This window comes from Citrobacter sp. CK185 (genome assembly GCF_030333565.1).
GTDB lineage: Bacteria > Pseudomonadota > Gammaproteobacteria > Enterobacterales > Enterobacteriaceae > Citrobacter_B > Citrobacter_B koseri.
The window spans coordinates 934,314-954,257 of record NZ_JAOWFR010000026.1; the positions used below are offsets into that span (position 1 = coordinate 934,314).

General features: G+C 53.1%; 16 protein-coding genes. 5 read left to right on the forward strand and 11 right to left on the reverse strand.

Annotated elements, in window-relative coordinates; genetic code table 11:
* The 4 genes from nuoC to lrhA form a co-directional block, all read right to left on the reverse strand.
* On the reverse strand, nucleotides 1-1,803 hold the full coding sequence (gene nuoC, locus OGV79_RS19105) for an NADH-quinone oxidoreductase subunit C/D (protein ID WP_286468807.1): 1,803 nt from the start codon (nucleotides 1,801-1,803) through the stop codon (nucleotides 1-3).
* Between the two features lie 85 nt (nucleotides 1,804-1,888).
* A complete protein-coding gene (gene nuoB / locus OGV79_RS19110) occupies nucleotides 1,889-2,563 on the reverse strand; it encodes an NADH-quinone oxidoreductase subunit NuoB (protein ID WP_012131491.1) in 675 nt (224 codons plus the stop codon).
* Between the two features lie 15 nt (nucleotides 2,564-2,578).
* On the reverse strand, nucleotides 2,579-3,022 hold the full coding sequence (nuoA, locus tag OGV79_RS19115) for an NADH-quinone oxidoreductase subunit NuoA (RefSeq protein ID WP_012131490.1): 444 nt from the start codon (nucleotides 3,020-3,022) through the stop codon (nucleotides 2,579-2,581).
* Nucleotides 3,023-3,650: 628 nt separating this feature from the next.
* Nucleotides 3,651-4,589 (reverse strand): transcriptional regulator LrhA, encoded by a 939-nt coding sequence (gene lrhA, locus OGV79_RS19120; RefSeq protein WP_012131489.1) that lies wholly within the window; start codon nucleotides 4,587-4,589, stop codon nucleotides 3,651-3,653.
* A 935-nt stretch (nucleotides 4,590-5,524) separates the two neighbouring features.
* On the opposite strand from lrhA, the gene alaA reads away from it, so the two are divergent.
* Together alaA and yfbR are read left to right on the forward strand one after the other, a co-directional pair.
* A complete protein-coding gene (alaA, locus tag OGV79_RS19125) occupies nucleotides 5,525-6,742 on the forward strand; it encodes an alanine transaminase AlaA (RefSeq protein WP_012131487.1) in 1,218 nt (405 codons plus the stop codon).
* A 104-nt stretch (nucleotides 6,743-6,846) separates the two neighbouring features.
* Entirely contained in the window at nucleotides 6,847-7,446 is a 600-nt protein-coding gene (yfbR, locus tag OGV79_RS19130; protein WP_012131486.1) for a 5'-deoxynucleotidase, read from the forward strand.
* 91 nt (nucleotides 7,447-7,537) lie between these two features.
* Here yfbR and OGV79_RS19135 read toward each other — a convergent pair whose 3' ends face one another.
* The 4 genes from OGV79_RS19135 to yfbV form a co-directional block, all read right to left on the reverse strand.
* A complete protein-coding gene (locus OGV79_RS19135) occupies nucleotides 7,538-9,370 on the reverse strand; it encodes an SLC13 family permease (protein ID WP_012131485.1) in 1,833 nt (610 codons plus the stop codon).
* A 77-nt stretch (nucleotides 9,371-9,447) separates the two neighbouring features.
* On the reverse strand, nucleotides 9,448-10,125 hold the full coding sequence (locus tag OGV79_RS19140; RefSeq protein WP_115625750.1) for a sugar phosphatase: 678 nt from the start codon (nucleotides 10,123-10,125) through the stop codon (nucleotides 9,448-9,450).
* Nucleotides 10,118-10,612, reverse strand: a complete 495-nt coding sequence (locus tag OGV79_RS19145; protein WP_012131483.1) for a YfbU family protein — start codon at nucleotides 10,610-10,612, stop codon at nucleotides 10,118-10,120. Before OGV79_RS19145 ends, OGV79_RS19140 begins: the two co-directional genes overlap by 8 nt.
* A gap of 83 nt (nucleotides 10,613-10,695) precedes the next feature.
* Nucleotides 10,696-11,151 carry a terminus macrodomain insulation protein YfbV gene (yfbV, locus tag OGV79_RS19150; protein WP_003028087.1) on the reverse strand — a complete coding sequence of 152 codons (456 nt, stop codon included), beginning with the start codon at nucleotides 11,149-11,151 and terminating at the stop codon, nucleotides 10,696-10,698.
* Between the two features lie 338 nt (nucleotides 11,152-11,489).
* Here yfbV and ackA point away from each other — a divergent pair, with 338 nt between their 5' ends.
* The 3 genes from ackA (at nucleotide 11,490) to yfcC (ending at nucleotide 16,656) form a co-directional block, all read left to right on the forward strand.
* On the forward strand, nucleotides 11,490-12,692 hold the full coding sequence (gene ackA, locus OGV79_RS19155) for an acetate kinase (RefSeq protein WP_012131481.1): 1,203 nt from the start codon (nucleotides 11,490-11,492) through the stop codon (nucleotides 12,690-12,692).
* A gap of 76 nt (nucleotides 12,693-12,768) precedes the next feature.
* Complete coding sequence (gene pta, locus OGV79_RS19160; protein WP_024130156.1) at nucleotides 12,769-14,913, forward strand: phosphate acetyltransferase; 2,145 nt, start codon at nucleotides 12,769-12,771, stop codon at nucleotides 14,911-14,913.
* Nucleotides 14,914-15,129: 216 nt separating this feature from the next.
* A complete protein-coding gene (gene yfcC / locus OGV79_RS19165; RefSeq protein WP_047462338.1) occupies nucleotides 15,130-16,656 on the forward strand; it encodes a putative basic amino acid antiporter YfcC in 1,527 nt (508 codons plus the stop codon).
* Nucleotides 16,657-16,760: 104 nt separating this feature from the next.
* Here the strand turns inward: yfcC and OGV79_RS19170 are convergent, their stop codons facing one another.
* From OGV79_RS19170 to OGV79_RS19180, 3 genes are read right to left on the reverse strand one after another with little or no spacing between them, the layout of a single operon-like run.
* Nucleotides 16,761-17,714, reverse strand: coding sequence for a transketolase family protein (locus OGV79_RS19170; protein ID WP_047462336.1), 954 nt, complete (start codon nucleotides 17,712-17,714; stop codon nucleotides 16,761-16,763).
* Nucleotides 17,707-18,537: a transketolase gene (locus OGV79_RS19175; protein WP_286468808.1), complete on the reverse strand. Its 831-nt coding sequence runs from the start codon at nucleotides 18,535-18,537 to the stop codon at nucleotides 17,707-17,709. Before OGV79_RS19175 ends, OGV79_RS19170 begins: the two co-directional genes overlap by 8 nt.
* The gene (locus OGV79_RS19180; RefSeq protein WP_012131474.1) at nucleotides 18,534-19,925 is read right to left on the reverse strand and encodes a PTS ascorbate transporter subunit IIC; all 1,392 of its coding nucleotides are present in this window, start codon (nucleotides 19,923-19,925) and stop codon (nucleotides 18,534-18,536) included. Before OGV79_RS19180 ends, OGV79_RS19175 begins: the two co-directional genes overlap by 4 nt.
* Between the last annotated feature and the right edge of the window lie 19 nt (nucleotides 19,926-19,944).

A 19,944-nucleotide genomic window follows, 5' to 3' on the forward strand; every position in this document is an offset into this window, starting at 1 on the left:
TTAGCGGTCCACATCTGACATAACAAAATCGATACTACCTAAATGAACGATCAGGTCAGACACCAGGCTGCCGCGCACCGCCACCGGAATCTGCTGCAAATGCGCATAGCTCGGGGTACGGATACGAGTACGGTAACTCATGGTGCTGCCATCGCTGGTCAGGTAGTAACTGTTAATACCCTTGGTCGCCTCTACCATCTGGAAGGATTCATTCGCAGGCATGACCGGGCCCCACGACACTTGCAGGAAGTGGGTGATCAGGGTTTCGATATGTTGCAGCGTGCGCTCTTTCGGCGGCGGCGTCGTCAGCGGGTGATCCGCTTTGAACGGGCCTTCCGGCATGTTATTGAGGCACTGCTCAAGGATGCGCAGACTCTGACGCAGCTCTTCGACTTTCAGCATCACGCGGGTATAGCAGTCGGACACGCCGCCGCCAACCGGGATTTCAAAGTCAAAGTTTTCGTAGCCAGAGTACGGACGTGATTTACGCACGTCGAAATCAATACCGGTCGCACGCAGCGCGGCGCCTGTACAGCCCCAGTCCAGCGCTTCTTTCTTGCCGTAAGCGGCAACGCCCTGGGAACGCCCTTTCAGGATGGTGTTGCGCAGCGCCGCTTTCTCGTAGGAGTCCAGACGTTTCGGCATCCAGTCCAGGAAATTGCGCAGCAGGCGATCCCAGCCGCGCGGCAGGTCGTGCGCGACGCCGCCGATACGGAACCAGGCCGGGTGCATACGGAAACCGGTGATCGCTTCCACCACATCGTAAATTTTCTGACGGTCGGTAAAGGCGAAGAAGACCGGGGTCATCGCGCCGACGTCCTGAATAAACGTCGAGATGTACAGCAGGTGGCTGTTAATGCGGAACAGCTCGGAGAGCATAACGCGAATCACGTTTACGCGATCCGGTACGGTGATACCCGCCAGTTTCTCTACCGCCAGTACGTACGGCATTTCGTTGACGCAGCCGCCGAGGTATTCGATACGGTCGGTATACGGAATGTAGCTGTGCCAGGACTGGCGTTCGCCCATTTTCTCAGCGCCACGGTGGTGGTAGCCGATGTCAGGCACGCAGTCGACAATTTCTTCGCCGTCAAGCTGAAGAACGATACGGAATGCGCCGTGTGAGGACGGGTGGTTCGGACCGAGGTTGAGGAACATAAAGTCCTCGTTTTCGGTGCCGCGTTGCATCCCCCAGTCTTCCGGTTTGAAGGTCAGCGCTTCCATCTCCAGATCCTGCTTGGCTTTGGTCAGCTCAAACGGATCGAATTCGGTGGCGCGCGCCGGGTAGTCTTTACGCAGCGGATGCCCTTCCCAGGTCGGCGGCATCAGCAGACGCGTCAGGTGCGGGTGGCCGTCAAACGTGATGCCAAACATCTCCCAGGTTTCACGCTCGTACCAGTTGGCGTTCGGGAAGAGTTTGGTAAACGTCGGCACATGCAGGTCGTTTTCAGACAATGCCACCTTGAGCATGATGTCGCGATTGCGGTCTATTGAGATCAGGTGGTAGAAAACAGAAAAATCCGCAGCGGGTAATCCGTCGCGGTGCGTGCGCAGACGCTCGTCCATGCCGTGTAAGTCAAACAGCATGACGTAAGGTTTCGGCAGTTTCTTTAAGAAATCGCCAACTTCCAGTAATTGTTCACGCTTGACCCAAACAACGGGTACCCCGGTGCGGGTCGCCTGAACGGTAAAGGCATCCGGCCCAAAACGGTTGCGCAGTTCGCCAATGACCGGGTCATCCAGATGATCCCGGGTTTGCCATACAGCGTCTTGCGCGGTTAAGTCGGTCATATTGTTCACCATTGCAAATGGTCCGTGGTAGTCGGCAGTGCTTCGCGTTATTTATGTAGTGATAAGCGAAGTGAAGTCTGCTGCCGACAGGCGCAAATTAAATCTCGTCTGGTGTACGTAGATTCGTTACTGCAATGCGTTCGCCGCGTTTACGTTCGCGCTCTGACTGCATATTGGCGCGATAAACGCCCTGATCGCCAACCACCCAGGAGAGCGGACGACGTTCTTTGCCAATTGATTCCTGCAACAACATCAGCGCCTGCATGTACGCTTCGGGGCGCGGCGGGCAGCCCGGGATATACACATCTACCGGGATAAATTTATCAACGCCCTGCACAACCGAATAAATATCGTACATACCGCCAGAGTTAGCGCATGCCCCCATGGAAATCACCCACTTCGGCTCCAGCATCTGGTCATACAAACGCTGAATAACAGGCGCCATCTTGGTAAAGCATGTTCCCGCTACCACCATCAGGTCGGCCTGACGCGGCGAAGCACGCAGTACTTCCGCGCCGAAGCGCGCCACGTCATGCACGGCGGTAAAAGAGGTCACCATCTCGACATAGCAGCAGGAAAGGCCGAAGTTATACGGCCAAATTGAATTCTTACGACCCCAGTTAACCATGTCATGCAGCGCGTGTTCGAGCTTGCCCATATACACGCTTTTGTTGATTTCTTGCTCCAGGGGGTCGGTTACGATCTCCTGTTTTTGCAGGGGGTAACGGTCATTCTCACCGTTGGGATCTATGCGGGTGAGCGTATAATCCATCTTAATGCCTCGCGGTTAGCGTTGACGATTAGCGATACTGTTCGTTTCCGGGTTCATACGCTCGCGGCGTGAACGCGCGGGCGTCCAGTCCAGCGCGCCAATACGCACCAGATAAACCAGACCAGCCAGTAACACAAAAATAAAAATTGCAGCTTCCACAAAGCCTACCCAACCGCTTTCACGGATAGAGGTCGACCATGCGAACAGATACAGCGCTTCAACGTCGAAGATAACGAAGAACATGGCTACCAGGTAAAACTTGGCAGACAGGCGTAAGCGGGCGGAGCCGACCGAGTCGATACCTGATTCAAACGGGGTGTTTTTCGACCTCGCGCGTGCGCGACCGCCTAAAAACCAACCGCCGACGAGCATCAGGCAGCACAGGCCAATGGCAATAATAAGAAAGATAGCGAATGCCCAGTGATGAGCGATGATTTCAGTGGATGTTGACATACTCATTGCTTACTCATCAAAAGTAGCGCCAAATTCTCTGCTCTTTTCGGCAGATGAACGCCACATCGATTCATGGGGAGGAATAAAAAAAACCTTACAATCACTGTAGAAAATGATTAAACAGCTAATTGATGTGGTTTTTTACTCCTTTCTATAACCTTTTGTCAACTTTAACAAAAGTTTCCTCACATTAATTTACATCGACCCAACACCATTAACATTTAATGCCATTTTGACTGATTTCGATCGCATCACCAGCCCGAATTTAATGTTGTTGAATCGTGTCCGTTGTGAAGTAAATGAGATAATACACTCCTATTTTGACAGGATTTTACGCAGATGCCTCCCCCTAAATGGGAGTATTTTCTTGATCTGTGACACGCTTTTGTTAATCCGCCATAAAAAACAGCAACAATTTCTCTAGTTTTTTAACATGGAAACAAAACCTGACCGTCAGTGCCTATTTTTCATCCAAATTAACAGGTTAATGACTACTTACTGATTTTTTAGGCTTTTTCCCGCATTTACGTTCGAAACGCCGGTAAATTGTATAAAAAAAGAACCGCTGGATGTTTTTTCAGCATCAGCGGCCCTTTTTTACACTTACATTTTATAACGTTTTTTTTGTGACTGGCTACTCAAAGTCACCTTCAACCATCAGCGAATCGTCTCCTCCTTCGGGAGTAAACTGACTGTATTGCCAGGGGTTTTGGTAACTGTCCATCGCCTGATAGATAACCTGCGCCAGTTCGTTCTGGCCTGATGGATCGCGACACAGTAAGTATTCCGTATCTGGCAACGGCGGTAATCCATCCGCAGCGCCGAGTACGCGTAAATCCGGGCTCATCATCTCAACCGGTCGCGCGGTGATCCCCAGTCCGGCTTTTACGGCCGCTCGTACCGCCGCTAACGTTGAGGCCACATAGGCAAGGCGCCAGGGAATATTCGCCGCATTCAACGTCGCTAATACGATATCGCGGAACGGGCTGGGATCGTCTAACAACACCAGCGGGATCGGTTCCCCCTTCTGTAGCACATATTCCGCCGCGCAGTACCAGTGTGTCGGCGATGTGCGCAGGTTCAGGAACTCGAAAGATCCCGGACGGTGCGTAGTGACAATCAAATCCACTTCCTGCGATTTCAGCATATCCACCATAAAGGCGTTACGTTTCACCCTCACATCCAGAGCAAGCTTCGGGTAAACCGAACTGATCCGATTGAGCAGGAAAGGCAATATCGTATCGGCGGATTCATCAGAAGCGCCAATTGTTAATACGCCCTGAAGATTGCTAAACATCAATGATGAGCACGCCTCATCATTAAAGCGCAGGATTTTTCTGGCGTAACCCAGAAGCTGAATACCGTGTTCAGTCAACAGCTTGTTACGACCATGACGGGCGAACAACTCCTTGCCCACAAGCTGCTCAAGACGCTGCATTTGCTGACTCACCGCAGACTGAGTACGACACACCGCCGCCGCCGCAGCGGCGAACGTGTTCAGATCGGCAACAGCAACAAACGTTCTCAGCAGATCGAGGTCGAGGTTAATTATCGGACGATTTGCATTTATCATAATTTTTCACTTACTGGCGGGTCATACCATGCTGACCTGGTTAATGCTGTGTGTTCATAAACAAACAATTCCATTTGTAATGTGCTTCCCTCGCCGTTTCACTTGCGTAACCAAGTGAAAGTAAAAATGTATTTGGTGCTGCTAACAACCTCTTCTCCTTTCTTTTCGAATAATCCCAGAGGTCATTACCAGGGATATATCGAGGAGAAGACGCATACCTTTTTAGGTAACAACGGAATTCTGCTAAGGATAAACGTGTAATTTTGTAAATGTAAAAGAAGTTAACGGACATTTACCGACACAAAAAAAGCCTACTGAGCAACAAGTTAGTTATAGATGCTCGTCATAAAAATTAGCAGACAACGCAGACTGCGCACCATTTCCTGGGGCTTATCTTAACCCAAAACCACTATATTTATAAGCCTTAATACGAATAATCTGAAGCGTGATTATGTTATCTTAACCAAGAAAATTATGTATTATTAATCTCACCAGCAGGTGCTTTTTAAATATTAAATAATAATTAATTAAGATCGCCACTACTCATTAATTCTACTTAACAATAGATTTACACCCTAACGTTTACAGATCATGGCGATAACAGTAGTTTCGTAAAAGCATTCAGTATTTTCCTGATAATTGAGTTATGCTGACGCCGCTAACACTTTCCTCCCTGAGTTTAGACTATTTTTTAACAAAACATACAACCACACAAAAGCCTGATACCAAAAACAAAAAACCAATAAAATAAATAAAAGCAGCAATAAAAACTGCAAGAATGGCATTAAAGCAGGACTTAACAGCACAATCCCACACTAAGCCTGAGCAAAATCTTCTACTGCTGACCCTTCAAAACTCACCGCTGTGGGAGTACATTGTTCCGTGCTGACTTCCACGGCAGGGAGTGGCGATAACAGCTAAAAAGGTCAAGATTCATGTCCCCCATTGAAAAATCCAGCAAACTAGAAAATGTCTGTTATGACATCCGCGGCCCTGTTCTGAAAGAAGCGAAACGCCTGGAAGAAGAAGGCAATAAAGTTCTGAAACTGAACATCGGCAACCCCGCCCCTTTTGGGTTTGAAGCGCCTGATGAGATCCTGGTCGATGTCATCCGCAATTTACCAACGGCGCAGGGGTATTGCGATTCAAAGGGTCTGTATTCCGCACGCAAAGCGATCATGCAGCATTACCAGGCGCGCGGCATGCGCGACGTCACCGTAGAAGATATCTATATTGGTAACGGCGTATCCGAATTGATCGTGCAGGCAATGCAGGCGTTGCTGAACAGCGGGGACGAAATGCTGGTTCCCGCGCCGGATTACCCGCTGTGGACAGCGGCAGTCTCGCTCTCCAGCGGCAAAGCGGTACACTATCTTTGCGATGAATCTTCTGACTGGTTCCCGGATCTCGACGACATCCGCGCCAAAATCACGCCGCGTACCCGTGGCATTGTGATAATCAACCCGAATAACCCAACTGGCGCGGTTTACTCCAAAGAGTTGCTGATGGAGATCGTTGAGATTGCCCGTCAACATAATCTGATCATTTTCGCCGATGAGATTTACGACAAGATCCTCTACGACGACGCTGAGCATCATTCTATCGCCGCGCTGGCGCCGGACCTGCTGACCATTACGTTCAACGGGCTGTCCAAAACCTATCGCGTCGCCGGATTCCGCCAGGGCTGGATGGTGCTGAATGGGCCAAAAAAACACGCCAAAGGCTACATTGAAGGGCTGGAGATGCTGGCGTCAATGCGTCTGTGCGCCAACGTTCCGGCGCAGCACGCGATCCAGACGGCGCTGGGCGGCTACCAGAGTATTAGCGAATTCATCATGCCGGGCGGGCGTTTGTATGAACAACGTAACCGTGCGTGGGAGCTGATTAACGATATTCCGGGCGTTTCCTGCGTGAAACCGCGCGGCGCACTGTATATGTTCCCGAAAATAGATGCGAAGCGCTTTAACATCCACGATGACCAGAAGATGGTGCTCGACTTCCTGTTGCAGGAAAAAGTGCTGCTGGTGCAGGGAACCGCGTTCAACTGGCCCTGGCCGGATCACTTCCGCATTGTAACGCTGCCTCGTATTGACGACATTGAAATGTCGCTGAGTAAATTCGGGCGCTTCCTGTCAGGATATCATCAGCTGTAACCGTAAACTGGCCGTCGGGTGCAACGTGAGCAAGACGAGTATTTGCATCCGATGGCCTTCTCTGCGCACAATGACCCTCAGGTTGTCATCATGAAAAGGTCACTATGAAGCAGAGCCATTTTTTTGCCCACCTCTCCCGCCTGAAACTGATTAACCGCTGGCCATTGATGCGCAACGTGCGCACCGAAAACGTCTCCGAACACAGTTTGCAGGTGGCAATGGTCGCCCACGCGCTTGCCGCTATCAAAAATCGCAAATTCGGCGGCCAGGTCAATGCCGAGCGTATTGCGCTACTGGCGATGTACCACGATGCCTCTGAAGTGTTGACCGGCGATCTCCCGACTCCGGTGAAATACTTCAATTCGCAAATCGCGCAGGAATACAAAGCGATTGAGAAAATTGCCCAACAAAAACTGGTGGATATGGTTCCTGACGAACTGCGCGATATTTTTGCACCGCTGATCGACGAACATGCTTACAGCGAAGAAGAGAAATCGGTTGTGAAGCAAGCCGACGCGCTTTGCGCCTATCTGAAGTGTCTGGAAGAGTTATCGGCGGGCAATAATGAATTCCTGCTGGCAAAAACGCGACTGGAAAAAACCCTGGCGTCGCGCCGCAGCGAAGAAATGGACTATTTTATGGCGGTGTTTGTGCCCAGTTTTCACCTCTCGCTGGATGAAATCAGCCAGGATTCGCCGCTATAAATCGTTTTGCCGGATGGCGACGTAAACGTCTTATCCGACCTACTGCTACATTTGTAGGCCGGATAAGCGAATAGCGCCATCCGGCAAAAAATCAAAACGGAAACAGCACCGGGATCATCACCACGCATACCGCCATAACGATTATCGTAAACGGCACCCCGATCTTAACAAAGTCGCTAAAACTGTAGTTCCCCGGCCCCAGAACCAGCGTGTTTACCGGCGAGGAGACCGGCGTCATGAACGCCGCCGACGCCGCCATTGCCACCACCATCGCGAAAGGATACGGTGACACCCCCATCGACTTCGCTGCCGCAAGGGCTATCGGCGCCATCAGCACGGCGGTCGCGGTATTGGAAATAAACAGCCCGATGGTGGCGCACAGCACAAACAGACATGCCAGCATCATATAGGGGCCATAACCGCCGCCGACATCCATCAATCCTTTAACGACCAGATCAACACCGCCGGTCTTTTGCAACGCCAGCGCAAAAGGCATCATCCCGACAATCAGGATAATGCTCGGCCAGTGAATCGCTTTGTAGGAGCTTTCTGCATCAATACAGCGGAATTTCCCCATCAGCAGGCAAGCAATGATTGCCGCGATCGGGTTAGGGATCTCATCGGTCAGCATCAGCGCAACCATCAGCACCAGACAGAAGATCGCATGCGGCGCCTGGCTGTGCGCCGGGGAGGCGTCGCTCACTTCCACAGGCATATTCAGCACCACGAAGTCACGGCCCTGTTTCGCCAGCTGACCAATCAGCTTCCAGTTTCCTACTACCAGAATAATGTCGCCCATTAACAGCGCTTCATCAGCAAGCGACCCTTCGATTGCCACGCCGTCACGCTTCAGACCGACGACATTCAGGCCATAGCGCGTACGAAAACCGATCTCGCGCACCGATTTGCCAATCAGTTCCGATTCGGGAATCAGGGAGATTTCCGCCATCCCCACGTCCAGCGCCTGATCGGAAAAATACTCGCCGCGTAAAACCATCGGCTCCAGCAGTTGCTCGCTGCAAAATTCCCGGAGATCCACCTCGGCGGCAGACATATCGATCAGTAACACATCGCGGGCGCGAAATTCCGACACCCCATTGACGTTAACAATAACGCGCCGAAAGCGCCGCCAGCGTTCAACGCCGATAACGTTCGCGCCATAGCGTTCACGCAGCTTGAGGTCATCCAGACGCTGGCCGACCATCGGCGAACCTGGACGAATGGCAAGCCGACGAGCGCGACCGGTCAGACGGTACTCTTTGATTAAATCGCGAAAGGCGCGACGCTTCCAGCCATCACGCTGCTGCGACGCATCATCCCCTTTCAACATAAAGCGCATCACCAGCATGTAGATAATGCCGAGGAACAGCACCACCAGCCCAATCGGCGTGACGCTAAAGAAGCTAAAACCGTGCAGCCCTTCGCGCAGCAGTTCACTGTTCACCACCAGGTTGGGCGGCGTCGCCACCAGCGTCATCATGCCGCTGATAAGACCGGCAAAACTGAGCGGCATCATCAGGCGTGAAGGCGAGGTCTGCATACGCATAGAAACGCTTAACACCACCGGGATGAAAATCGCGACCACGCCGGTTGAACTCATAAACGCGCCAAGCCCGGCAACGGTGATCATCAGCAGCACCAGCATTTTGACTTCGCTGCTACCAGCCATTTTCACCAGCCAGGCGCCCATGACCGTTGCGACGCCGGTACGCACCAGCCCGTCGCCGATAATGAACAAGGCGGCAATCAGAACAACGTTAGGATCGCTGAAGCCGGAAAAGGCCTCTGAGATGCTCAATGTTCCACTCAGAACAAAGGCGACAATGACCAGCAAAGCAATCGCGTCCATGCGCACTTTGCCCGTCGCAAACAAGATAACGGCAATCGCCAGTAAGGAGAGAACCCATATCAATTCACCGTTCACAACATATCCTTGTTAAATGAGAGGGATGGACTGATTCTGCCATAAAAAAGCCCCAACAATGCGGGGCTAAATCATGTTCAGGTATTTCTAAGAACGACCACGTTTCCGTTGGGCTGTTTGGTCACGGAAATGTGCTCAAGGCTGCTCAGGGCAAAATCGACGTCCGCAATGCGGGGCGTGTCCTCAGGCGCATTGACCGCAATGACATGACACCCGGCGGTCAGCCCGGAGAGAATCCCGGCAGGCGCGTCTTCCACCACCGCGCATTCCTGCGGCGAGAGGCCGAGCAGTTGGGCGCCCAGCAGATAGGCATCCGGTTCCGGTTTGCCGCGCTTCACACGCTCAGCGGTAACAAACACCTCTGGCGCAGGAAGGCCGGCCGCCTGATGGCGCGCCCGCGCAACCGGCATCGAGCCTGAGGTAACGATAGCCCAGGGGATACCGGCTTTATTGAGATGGTTCAGCAATTCGACCGCGCCCGGCAACGCCACAATCCCTGCCGTATCCGTCGCTTCTATCTGTTCCAGACGGGTAAACTCTGCGGCGATCTCCTCTTCCGGCTTTCCCGCCATGAAGTGTCGCAGAGAGGTGATAGCCTGCTTGCCATGAATAAAGCTCAGCACTTCATCATGCGTGAGGCCAAAACGATCGGCCCAGTTGCACCATGTCCGCTCTACAACGGGTAAGGAGTCAACCAACGTTCCATCCAGATCAAACAGAAAGCCTTTGCACTGCACGCTCACCCCCTCAGGCATTGATAATCTGATTAATTTCGTTCGAGCTCAGGTGATACTGGCGCGGGCAGGAGTGCCAGACATTCAGCATACGCTGGTATTTTTCCCACATCGGCGTCTGGGCATTAAAGCCATGCGTACCGGCATCAAAGTGGGTATAGCGCCCTTCCACGTTCACCATAAAGCGAACGTAGCCCAGATAACGCGCTTCGGTTGCGGCATCAAACCCGAGGAACGTCACGCGACGCTCGTCAATAGTCTGCGCGTCTTTCAGGTTAGTCCAGGACACATGTAAGGCGTGATACATCTCCATGATATCGATAATCGTGCGGCAGGTTTCTTCCTTCAGTTCGCCAAACTCACGATCCAGCTCACGCATCTGCAAGCCGTAGCCGCGTTCAATGATCGTTTGCAGACGGCGATAACGCTCGGCGTTGGTCGGGTCGAGCATGGTCATCATTTTGTACTGGTTAGACAAAATCAGACGTTGAGCGTTGGTCATTTCCATTTTGGGACTCCTGTATCACTCTACTGCGGTCAAAAAAAGAAGGCATTGGTATGCCTTCTTTTATATGCGTAATCAGGGGTCAATTACAAATCATCAAGGAAAGTTTTATCCAGTTGTTTGAAGGCGCGCTTAAGCGTGTCAGCTAATGCCTGGTAATCCGGCTTGCCTTCTACTGGCGACAACGCCTGCCCGGCTTCCTGCAATTTTCCCCGAACCTCATAGAACCAGTTCAGGATGGAAGGCGGGAGTGGCGTAACGGAGCGTTTTCCCAGCCACCACATGCCTTGCATCGGTAAACTGAGCGCAAACAGGGCTGTGGCAACCGCCGGGCCTAACTGACCGCCCAGCGCGATTTGCCAGCACAGCGTAAACACCGCGATCGGCGGCATAAAGCGAATGGCGTAACGCGTCATACGAATCACGCGGTTCTCAACAAAGACCGGCGCAAGGCGCTTTTCCATCGGCCACGTCTTTGCGTAGTGCTGCCCCCGGCGAAACAAACTAAAAAAATTCACGGAGCGATTATCCGGTGTCGACATGGCTTTACCTCAACTTCACATATAAAAATTCAAAAATTTGTGCAAAACAACAACTGCAAGGGACATCGTTCAAAACATTTTGTCATTGATACCCACTATCAGGTATCCTGTGTCGGCCTCTAAGGCCAGTAGTCCAAAATCATTGAGTCGTCAAATTTACATATAGTATGCCATTGGCTGAAAAATACGCAAAATGGCATAGACTCAAAGGTATTTCTTCCATCATGCCGAAAAAGATTATTGCGCATGATGTTAATCATAAACGTCAGCGTCATCATGCGTTACGCTCTATGGCTCACTGACGTTTTTTTAGCCACGTATCATAAATAGGTACTTCCATGTCGAGTAAGTTAGTACTGGTTCTGAACTGCGGTAGCTCCTCACTGAAATTTGCAATCATCGATGCAGCGAACGGTGAAGAATACCTTTCTGGTTTAGCCGAATGTTTCCATCTTCCTGAAGCACGTATCAAATGGAAAATGGACGGCAATAAACAAGAAGCGGCTTTAGGTGCAGGCGCCGCTCACAGTGAAGCGCTGAACTTTATTGTTAATACTATTCTGGCACAAAAACCAGAACTGTCTGCGCAGTTGACCGCAATTGGTCACCGTATCGTACACGGCGGCGAGAAGTATACCAGCTCCGTGGTCATTGATGACTCCGTTATCCAGGGCATCAAAGACGCTGCGCCGTTCGCTCCGCTGCACAACCCGGCTCACCTGATCGGGATTACTGAAGCGCTGAAATCCTTCCCGGAACTGAAAGAAAAGAACGTTGCAGTTTTCGACACCGCGTTCCATCAGACCATGCCGGAAGAGTCTTACCTGTATGCCCTGCCGTACAGCCTGTACAAAGAACACGGCGTACGTCGTTACGGTTTCCACGGCACCAGCCACTACTATGTGACTCAGGAAGCCGCAAAAATGCTGAACAAGCCGGTTGAAGAACTGAACATCATCACCTGCCATCTGGGCAACGGTGGTTCCGTTTCTGCAATCCGCAACGGCCAGTGCGTTGACACCTCTATGGGTCTGACCCCGCTGGAAGGTCTGGTGATGGGCACCCGTACCGGTGACATCGACCCGGCAATCATCTTCTTCCTGCATGACAACCTGGGCATGAACATCGATCAGATCAACAAAATGCTGACCAAAGAATCAGGTCTGTTGGGTCTGACCGAAGTCACCAGCGACTGCCGTTATGTTGAAGACAACTACACCGCTAAAGAAGATGCAAAACGTGCGATGGACGTATACTGCCACCGTCTGGCGAAATACATCGGCTCTTACACCGCGCTGATGGAAGGTCGTCTGGACGCAGTGGTCTTCACTGGCGGTATCGGTGAAAACGCGGCGATGGTGCGTGAGCTGTCTCTGGGTAAACTGGGCGTGCTGGGCTTTGAAGTCGATCACGAACGTAACCTGGCTGCCCGTTTCGGCAAATCTGGTTTCATCAACAAAGAAGGTACCCGTCCTGCGGTGGTTATCCCAACCAACGAAGAACTGGTTATCGCGCAAGACGCGAGCCGTCTGACTGCCTGATTTTACACCGCCAGCCTAGCTGGCGGTGCTGTTTTGTAACCCGCCTGAAACCGGCGGTAACGAAAGAGGATAAACCGTGTCCCGTATTATTATGCTGATCCCTACCGGAACCAGCGTCGGCCTGACCAGCGTCAGCCTTGGCGTCATCCGTGCTATGGAACGCAAAGGCGTTCGTCTGAGCGTCTTTAAGCCAATCGCTCAACCGCGCGCGGGTGGCAATGCGCCAGACCAGACTACCGCTATCGTTCGTGCAAACTCATCTGTCCCGGCGGCTGAACCGCTGAAGATGAGCCACGTTGAATCTCTGCTGTCCAGCAATCAGAAAGATGTGCTGATGGAAGAGATCATCGCGAACTATCACGCGAACACCAAAGATGCGGAAGTGGTGCTGGTTGAAGGCCTGGTTCCGACGCGTAAACACCAGTTCGCTCAGTCTCTGAACTACGAAATCGCGAAAACGCTGAATGCGGAAATCGTCTTCGTGATGTCTCAGGGCACCGACACCCCGGAACAGCTGAATGAGCGTATCGAACTGACTCGCAGCAGCTTCGGCGGCGCGAAAAATACCAACATCACCGGCGTTATTGTTAACAAACTGAACGCACCGGTTGATGAGCAGGGCCGTACCCGCCCGGATCTGTCTGAGATTTTCGACGACTCTTCCAAAGCGAAAGTGGTGAAAGTCGATCCGGCTAAACTCCAGGAATCCAGCCCGCTGCCGGTTCTGGGCGCGGTGCCGTGGAGCTTCGATCTGATTGCAACCCGTGCAATCGACATGGCGCGTCACCTGAACGCTACCGTTGTGAACGAAGGCGATATCAACACCCGTCGCGTGAAGTCTGTCACGTTCTGCGCGCGCAGCATTCCGCACATGCTGGAGCACTTCCGTGCGGGTTCTCTGCTGGTGACTTCTGCTGACCGTCCTGACGTACTGGTTGCGGCTTGCCTGGCGGCAATGAACGGCGTGGAAATCGGCGCTCTGCTGCTGACCGGCGGCTACGAAATGGACGCGCGCATCTCTAAACTGTGCGAACGTGCTTTCGCAACCGGCCTGCCGGTATTCATGGTGAATACCAACACCTGGCAAACCTCTCTGAGCCTACAGAGCTTCAACCTGGAAGTTCCGGTTGATGACCATGAGCGTATCGAAAAAGTTCAGGAATACGTTGCCAACTACATCAACGCTGACTGGATTGAATCCCTGACCGCGACCTCTGAGCGCAGCCGTCGTCTGTCTCCGCCTGCATTCCGCTACCAGCTGACCGAGCTGGCGCGTAAAGCCGGTAAACGCGTCGTTCTGCCGGAAGGCGACGAACCGCGTACCGTTAAAGCGGCAGCCATCTGTGCTGAACGTGGCATCGCGACTTGCGTCCTGCTGGGTAACCCGGAAGAGATCAACCGCGTTGCCGCCTCTCAGGGCGTAGAACTGGGCGCAGGCATTGAAATCGTCGACCCGGAAGTGGTTCGCGAAAGCTATGTCGCTCGTCTGGTTGAGCTGCGTAAGAGCAAAGGCATGACCGAAACCGTCGCCCGCGAACAGCTGGAAGACAATGTGGTTCTCGGTACGCTGATGCTGGAACAGGATGAAGTTGACGGTCTGGTTTCCGGTGCGGTTCACACCACGGCAAACACCATTCGTCCGCCGCTACAGCTGATCAAAACAGCACCAGGCAGCTCTCTGGTCTCTTCCGTGTTCTTCATGCTGCTGCCGGAACAGGTCTACGTTTACGGCGACTGCGCGATCAACCCGGACCCGACGGCAGAACAGCTGGCTGAAATCGCCATCCAGTCTGCGGAATCCGCAATTGCCTTCGGCATCGAACCGCGCGTTGCGATGCTCTCCTACTCCACCGGCACCTCTGGCGCAGGCAGCGACGTAGAGAAAGTGCGTGAAGCGACCCGTCTGGCGCAGGAAAAACGTCCTGACCTGATGATCGACGGCCCGCTGCAATACGACGCCGCAGTCATGGCTGATGTTGCGAAATCCAAAGCGCCGAACTCTCCGGTTGCAGGTCGCGCGACCGTGTTCATCTTCCCGGATCTGAACACCGGTAACACCACCTACAAAGCGGTACAGCGTTCTGCTGACCTGATCTCCATCGGGCCGATGCTACAGGGTATGCGCAAGCCGGTGAACGACCTGTCCCGTGGCGCGCTGGTAGATGATATCGTCTACACCATCGCCCTGACCGCGATTCAGTCTTCACAGCAACAGCAGTAATCTGCTTTGTGTGCCGGATAGCGACGCTAAGGCGTCCTTATCCGGCCAGCACTTCATATCTAAGGTCTGGAAATAGCGATTATTTCCAGATTTTTTATGCCCGCCGAACCGGCATGAACGAAATCCGATTTTCCCGCTTAGCTGCGCTGTATCAATGAATAACTATTCCTCTGTTCGCATAATTATCTCTTTGCCTTGCAACAGGGATAGTGTGTTATGTCCGCAGTAACAGAATCGCAATCGCGGCCTGCCAAAAAATGGGCGATGCCCGATACGCTGGTGATTATTTTTTTCGTCGCCATTCTGACCAGTCTTGCCACCTGGGTTGTTCCCGTCGGAATGTTCGACAGCCAGGAGGTGCAGTATCAGGTTGACGGGCAGACGAAAACCCGCAAAGTGGTCGATCCCCACTCTTTTCGTATTCTCACCAACGAAGCCGGTGAAGCGCAGTATCACCGCGTCCAGCTCTTTACAACCGGCGATGAAAGACCCGGCTTAATGAATTTCCCGTTCGAAGGATTAACCTCCGGTTCTAAATTCGGCACGGCTGTCGGCATCATCATGTTTATGCTGGTGATCGGCGGCGCGTTCGGCATCGTCATGCGTACAGGCACCATTGATAACGGTATTCTGGCGCTGATACGCCATACGCGCGGCAATGAGGTGCTGTTTATCCCGGTGCTGTTCATCCTCTTCTCACTGGGCGGCGCGGTTTTTGGTATGGGGGAAGAGGCCGTCGCCTTTGCGATTATTATCGCACCGCTGATGGTACGCCTGGGCTATGACAGCATTACCACCGTACTGGTCACCTATATCGCCACCCAGATTGGTTTTGCCAGTTCATGGATGAACCCGTTTTGCGTCGTGGTCGCGCAGGGGATTGCGGGCGTACCGGTCCTTTCCGGCTCTGGCTTGCGCATTGTTGTGTGGTTCGTTTCCACGCTGATTGGTCTTCTTTTTACCCTGACCTATGCCGCGCGGGTGAAAAAGAATCCCCATCTGTCGCGCGTCCATGAATCCGATCGCTATTTCCGTGAGAAGCAGGACGAAATCGCCCAACGTCCTTTCACAGCAGGCGACTGGCTGGTGCTGATTGTGCTGACTGGAGTGATGATTTGGGTTATCTGGGGAGTGATTGTTCACGCGTGGTTTATTCCTGAGATTGCCAGCCAGTTCTTCACGATGGGCGTGGTCATCGGCATCATTGGGGTTATTTTCCGCCTCAACGGTATGACGGTGAACATCATGGCCTCCTCGTTCACCGAAGGCGCCAGAATGATGATTGCCCCGGCCCTGCTGGTCGGCTTCGCCAAAGGCATTTTATTGCTCGTGGGCAATGGCGAGGCGGGCGACGCCAGCGTGTTAAATACCCTGTTGAACAGTATTGCTCACGGCATTAGCGGTCTGAACAACGCTGTCGCCGCATGGTTTATGCTGCTGTTTCAGGCCGTATTCAATTTCTTTGTTACCTCCGGTTCCGGTCAGGCGGCGTTAACGATGCCGCTTCTGGCTCCGTTAGGCGATCTGGTAGGCGTAAACCGTCAGGTTACGGTACTGGCCTTCCAGTTTGGCGATGGCTTCAGTCACATCATCTATCCAACGTCCGCATCGTTAATGGCGACATTAGGCGTGTGCCGGGTCGATTTTCGCAACTGGCTGAAGGTTGGCGCGACGCTGCTGGGGTTGCTGTTTATCATGTCCAGCGTGGTGGTTATCGGCGCACAGTTGATGGGATACCATTGATCAAAAATGCCGGATGGCGACGCTGGCGCGTCTTATCCGGCCTACGAGTCAGGTTATTGTAGGCCGGATAAGCGGCAGCGCCATCCGGCAACAACACATCGTTATTACAGCAGCGTTTTCGCCGCTTCCACAATGGCCTCTGCGGTCAAACCATACTCCTTCTGCAAGAAATCCTGCGTCCCGACCTGACCATAACGCTCTTTAACGCCGACGCGACGCATGGGCACCGGGCACGTTTCAACCAGCACTTCAGCCACGGCCGACCCAAGTCCATTATGAATGCTGTGGTTTTCACAGGTGACGATTCGCCCGGTTTTCTCCGCGTAATTTTTTACCAGCATGCGGTCGATGGGCTTGAGGGTAAACATATCGATAACCGCCGCGTTCACGCCATCCTGCTCCAGCTGGCGCGCCGCCTCCAGCGCCTCGGCAACCATAATGCCGTTGGCAATTAGCGTGATATCACTGCCTTCACGCAGAACATTCCCTTTACCGATGGTGAACGTCGATCCCGGCGCATAAATGCTCGGGGCCTGTTTGCGGATGGTTCGAACCCAGTAAAAACCCTCAAGATCGATAAGCTGGCGCAAAATATCCTTAAACATGACGGCATCGGTCACTTCCAGCACGACCGAATGCGCCAGCCCGCGCACAATGCCCATATCTTCAAAAGACATATGGGTGCCGCCGTTATGGCAGGCAGTCACGCCGGCATCCGACGCGATCACCTTGACGTTGTTGCGCTGGTAATCGAGCGACATAAACAGCTGATCAAAACAGCGACGGCTGGCAAAGGCGGTGAAGGTATGGACAAACGGTTTGCGTCCGGTGAGCGATAGCCCTGCCGCAGTGCCGATCACATTGGCTTCCATAATGCCGCAGTTGATCACATGCTGAGGATAATCCCTCGCAACGCCGTCCATCGCCATAGAACTCATGAGATCCGCTTCAAGTGCGATAATCTGGCTTCCGGCCTCTATCTGCTCCGCCACAAATCCGGCGTACACTTTACGCATTTCCATGCTCTCTTTTTGTCCCGCGGGTGCAACCTTAATCATGCGCGGCCTCCAGTTGGCGAATCGTCTCGTTAAGCGCCTTTTTCATCTCATCGGTCAGACGCAGGTGGTGGGAGTTGCTTAATTGTTCCAGGTAGGGCACGCCCTGTCCTTTAATACTGTCGAGGATCACCATGCGCGGACGGGCATCCGCCGCCGGAACCGGCTGAACGACCTCCAGCAGCCGGGCAATGTCATCGCCTTTCACGGTGACAACATCAAAACCGAAAGCGCGGAATTTCCCTTCCAGATCGAACGGGCAAATAATCTCATCCAGTTCGCCGTCCAGTTGCTGCTTGTTCCAGTCGATAAACACCGTCAGGTTGTTCAGGCGATGATGGGCGATAAACTGAAACGCTTCCCAGCACTGCCCTTCGTTCAGCTCGCCGTCACCGACGATACAAAATACCCGATTCGGGCGCCCGGCAAGTTTGTGCGACAGCGCCATCCCTCCGGCAATCGAGATCCCCTGCCCCAGTGAACCGGTCGTCGCATCCACGCCGCGTGTTTTTAACCTGTCTGGATGGCTCGGCAGACGGGTGCCGTTCTGGTTAAGCGTGTTCAGTTCTTCTGTCGGAAAGTAACCTTTAATCGCCAGCGTGCTGTAGAGCGCCGGGCCAGCATGACCTTTAGACAGCACAAAGTAATCGCGCTCCGGCCAGTCAGGGTCGGCCGGGTCAATCTTCATCACCGCGCCGTACAGCACCGCCAGCGTCTCCACTACCGACATGCTGCCACCGTAGTGGCCAAAGCCAAGCTGCGTCAATGACTTAAGAGTGGCAACGCGAATATCGCGCGCCAGTTGAGTAACTTCATTCACATTCATAATTTGGCTCCGGTATTCTCCTGCGTGTTACCCCCCGCAGATTTGTTTTTCGCAAACACGTTGTACGCCACCAGCAGCACGAACAACGCCACAACAAGCCCAGTGATGGCAAGCGGCGACAGGTAGCGCGCCAGATTGCCCAGCACAATTCCCACTGCGCCGAAATCAGCGTCTGAGAAGGTCGTATTCGCAAAGCCGATCGCCCCCAGCACGGGCAGCAGCAGAACGGGCAGGAAAGTGATCAACAGACCGTTGGCAAATGCGCCGATCATCGCGCCGCGACGCCCGCCGGTGGCATTACCAAATACGCCAGCCGTCGCACCGGTAAAGAAGTGCGGCACCACGCCCGGCAGGATCAGCACCAGCTTCATCTGTCCGAGCAGGAACAGACCGACCAGGCCACCGAGGAAGCTAAACAGGAAGCCAATCAGCACCGCGTTAGGCGCATACGGATAGACGACCGGGCAGTCCAGCGCCGGGCGGGCGTTCGGCACCAGTTTTTCTGAGAATCCGGTAAAGGCCGGTACGATTTCCGCCAGAATCAGACGTACGCCCTGTAGGATGATGAACACGCCCGCCGCAAAGGTGATCGCCATAATGATGGCGTAGACCAGGTAGTTCTGACCGCCGCTGAAGGTGCTCTCGACATATTCACGCCCCGCGCTCACCGCCATGATCAGATAGATAATCATCATGGTCAGAGAGATAGAGATCGAACTGTCGCGCAGGAAGCTTAAGTTTTTAGGCAGGTTCATCTCTTCGGTAGAGCGGGAACCTTTACCGCAAAGGCTGCCGATCCAGCCGGACAGCACATAACCCAGCGTGCCGAAGTGACCAAACGCAATATCATCAGTGCCGGTGATACGCTTCATATAGCGCTGCGCCAGCGCCGGGAAAAAGGCCATCACCAGCCCCAGAATCAGCGATCCGGTAAAGACGAGACCAACGCCGTCAAAACCGGCAACCGTCAGGATTACGCCGATCATACAGGCCATATAAAACGTATGGTGTCCTGTCAGAAAGATGTATTTCAGACGGGTAAAACGGGCGACCACAATATTCGCCACCATGCCAAAGGCCATGATCAGCGCCGTAGACGCCCCGTATTTTTCCAGCGCAATGGAAACAATCGCTTCGTTATTTGGAATAATCCCCTGGATATTAAATGCATGTTCAAACATTCCGCCGAGTGGATTTAAAGACCCGACCAGTACCGTTGCGCCGCCGCCCAGTACAATAAAACCTAAAATAGTTTTAATCGTGCCTTTCACCACATCGGAAAACGCTTTTTTCTGCGCGACAAGGCCAATTAAGGCAATTAACCCCACCAGCACCGAGGGCACTTTTAAGATATCAACAACAAAATTCAGCGTTTCAAGGATAAACATATCCGCCTCGCTTGCAATA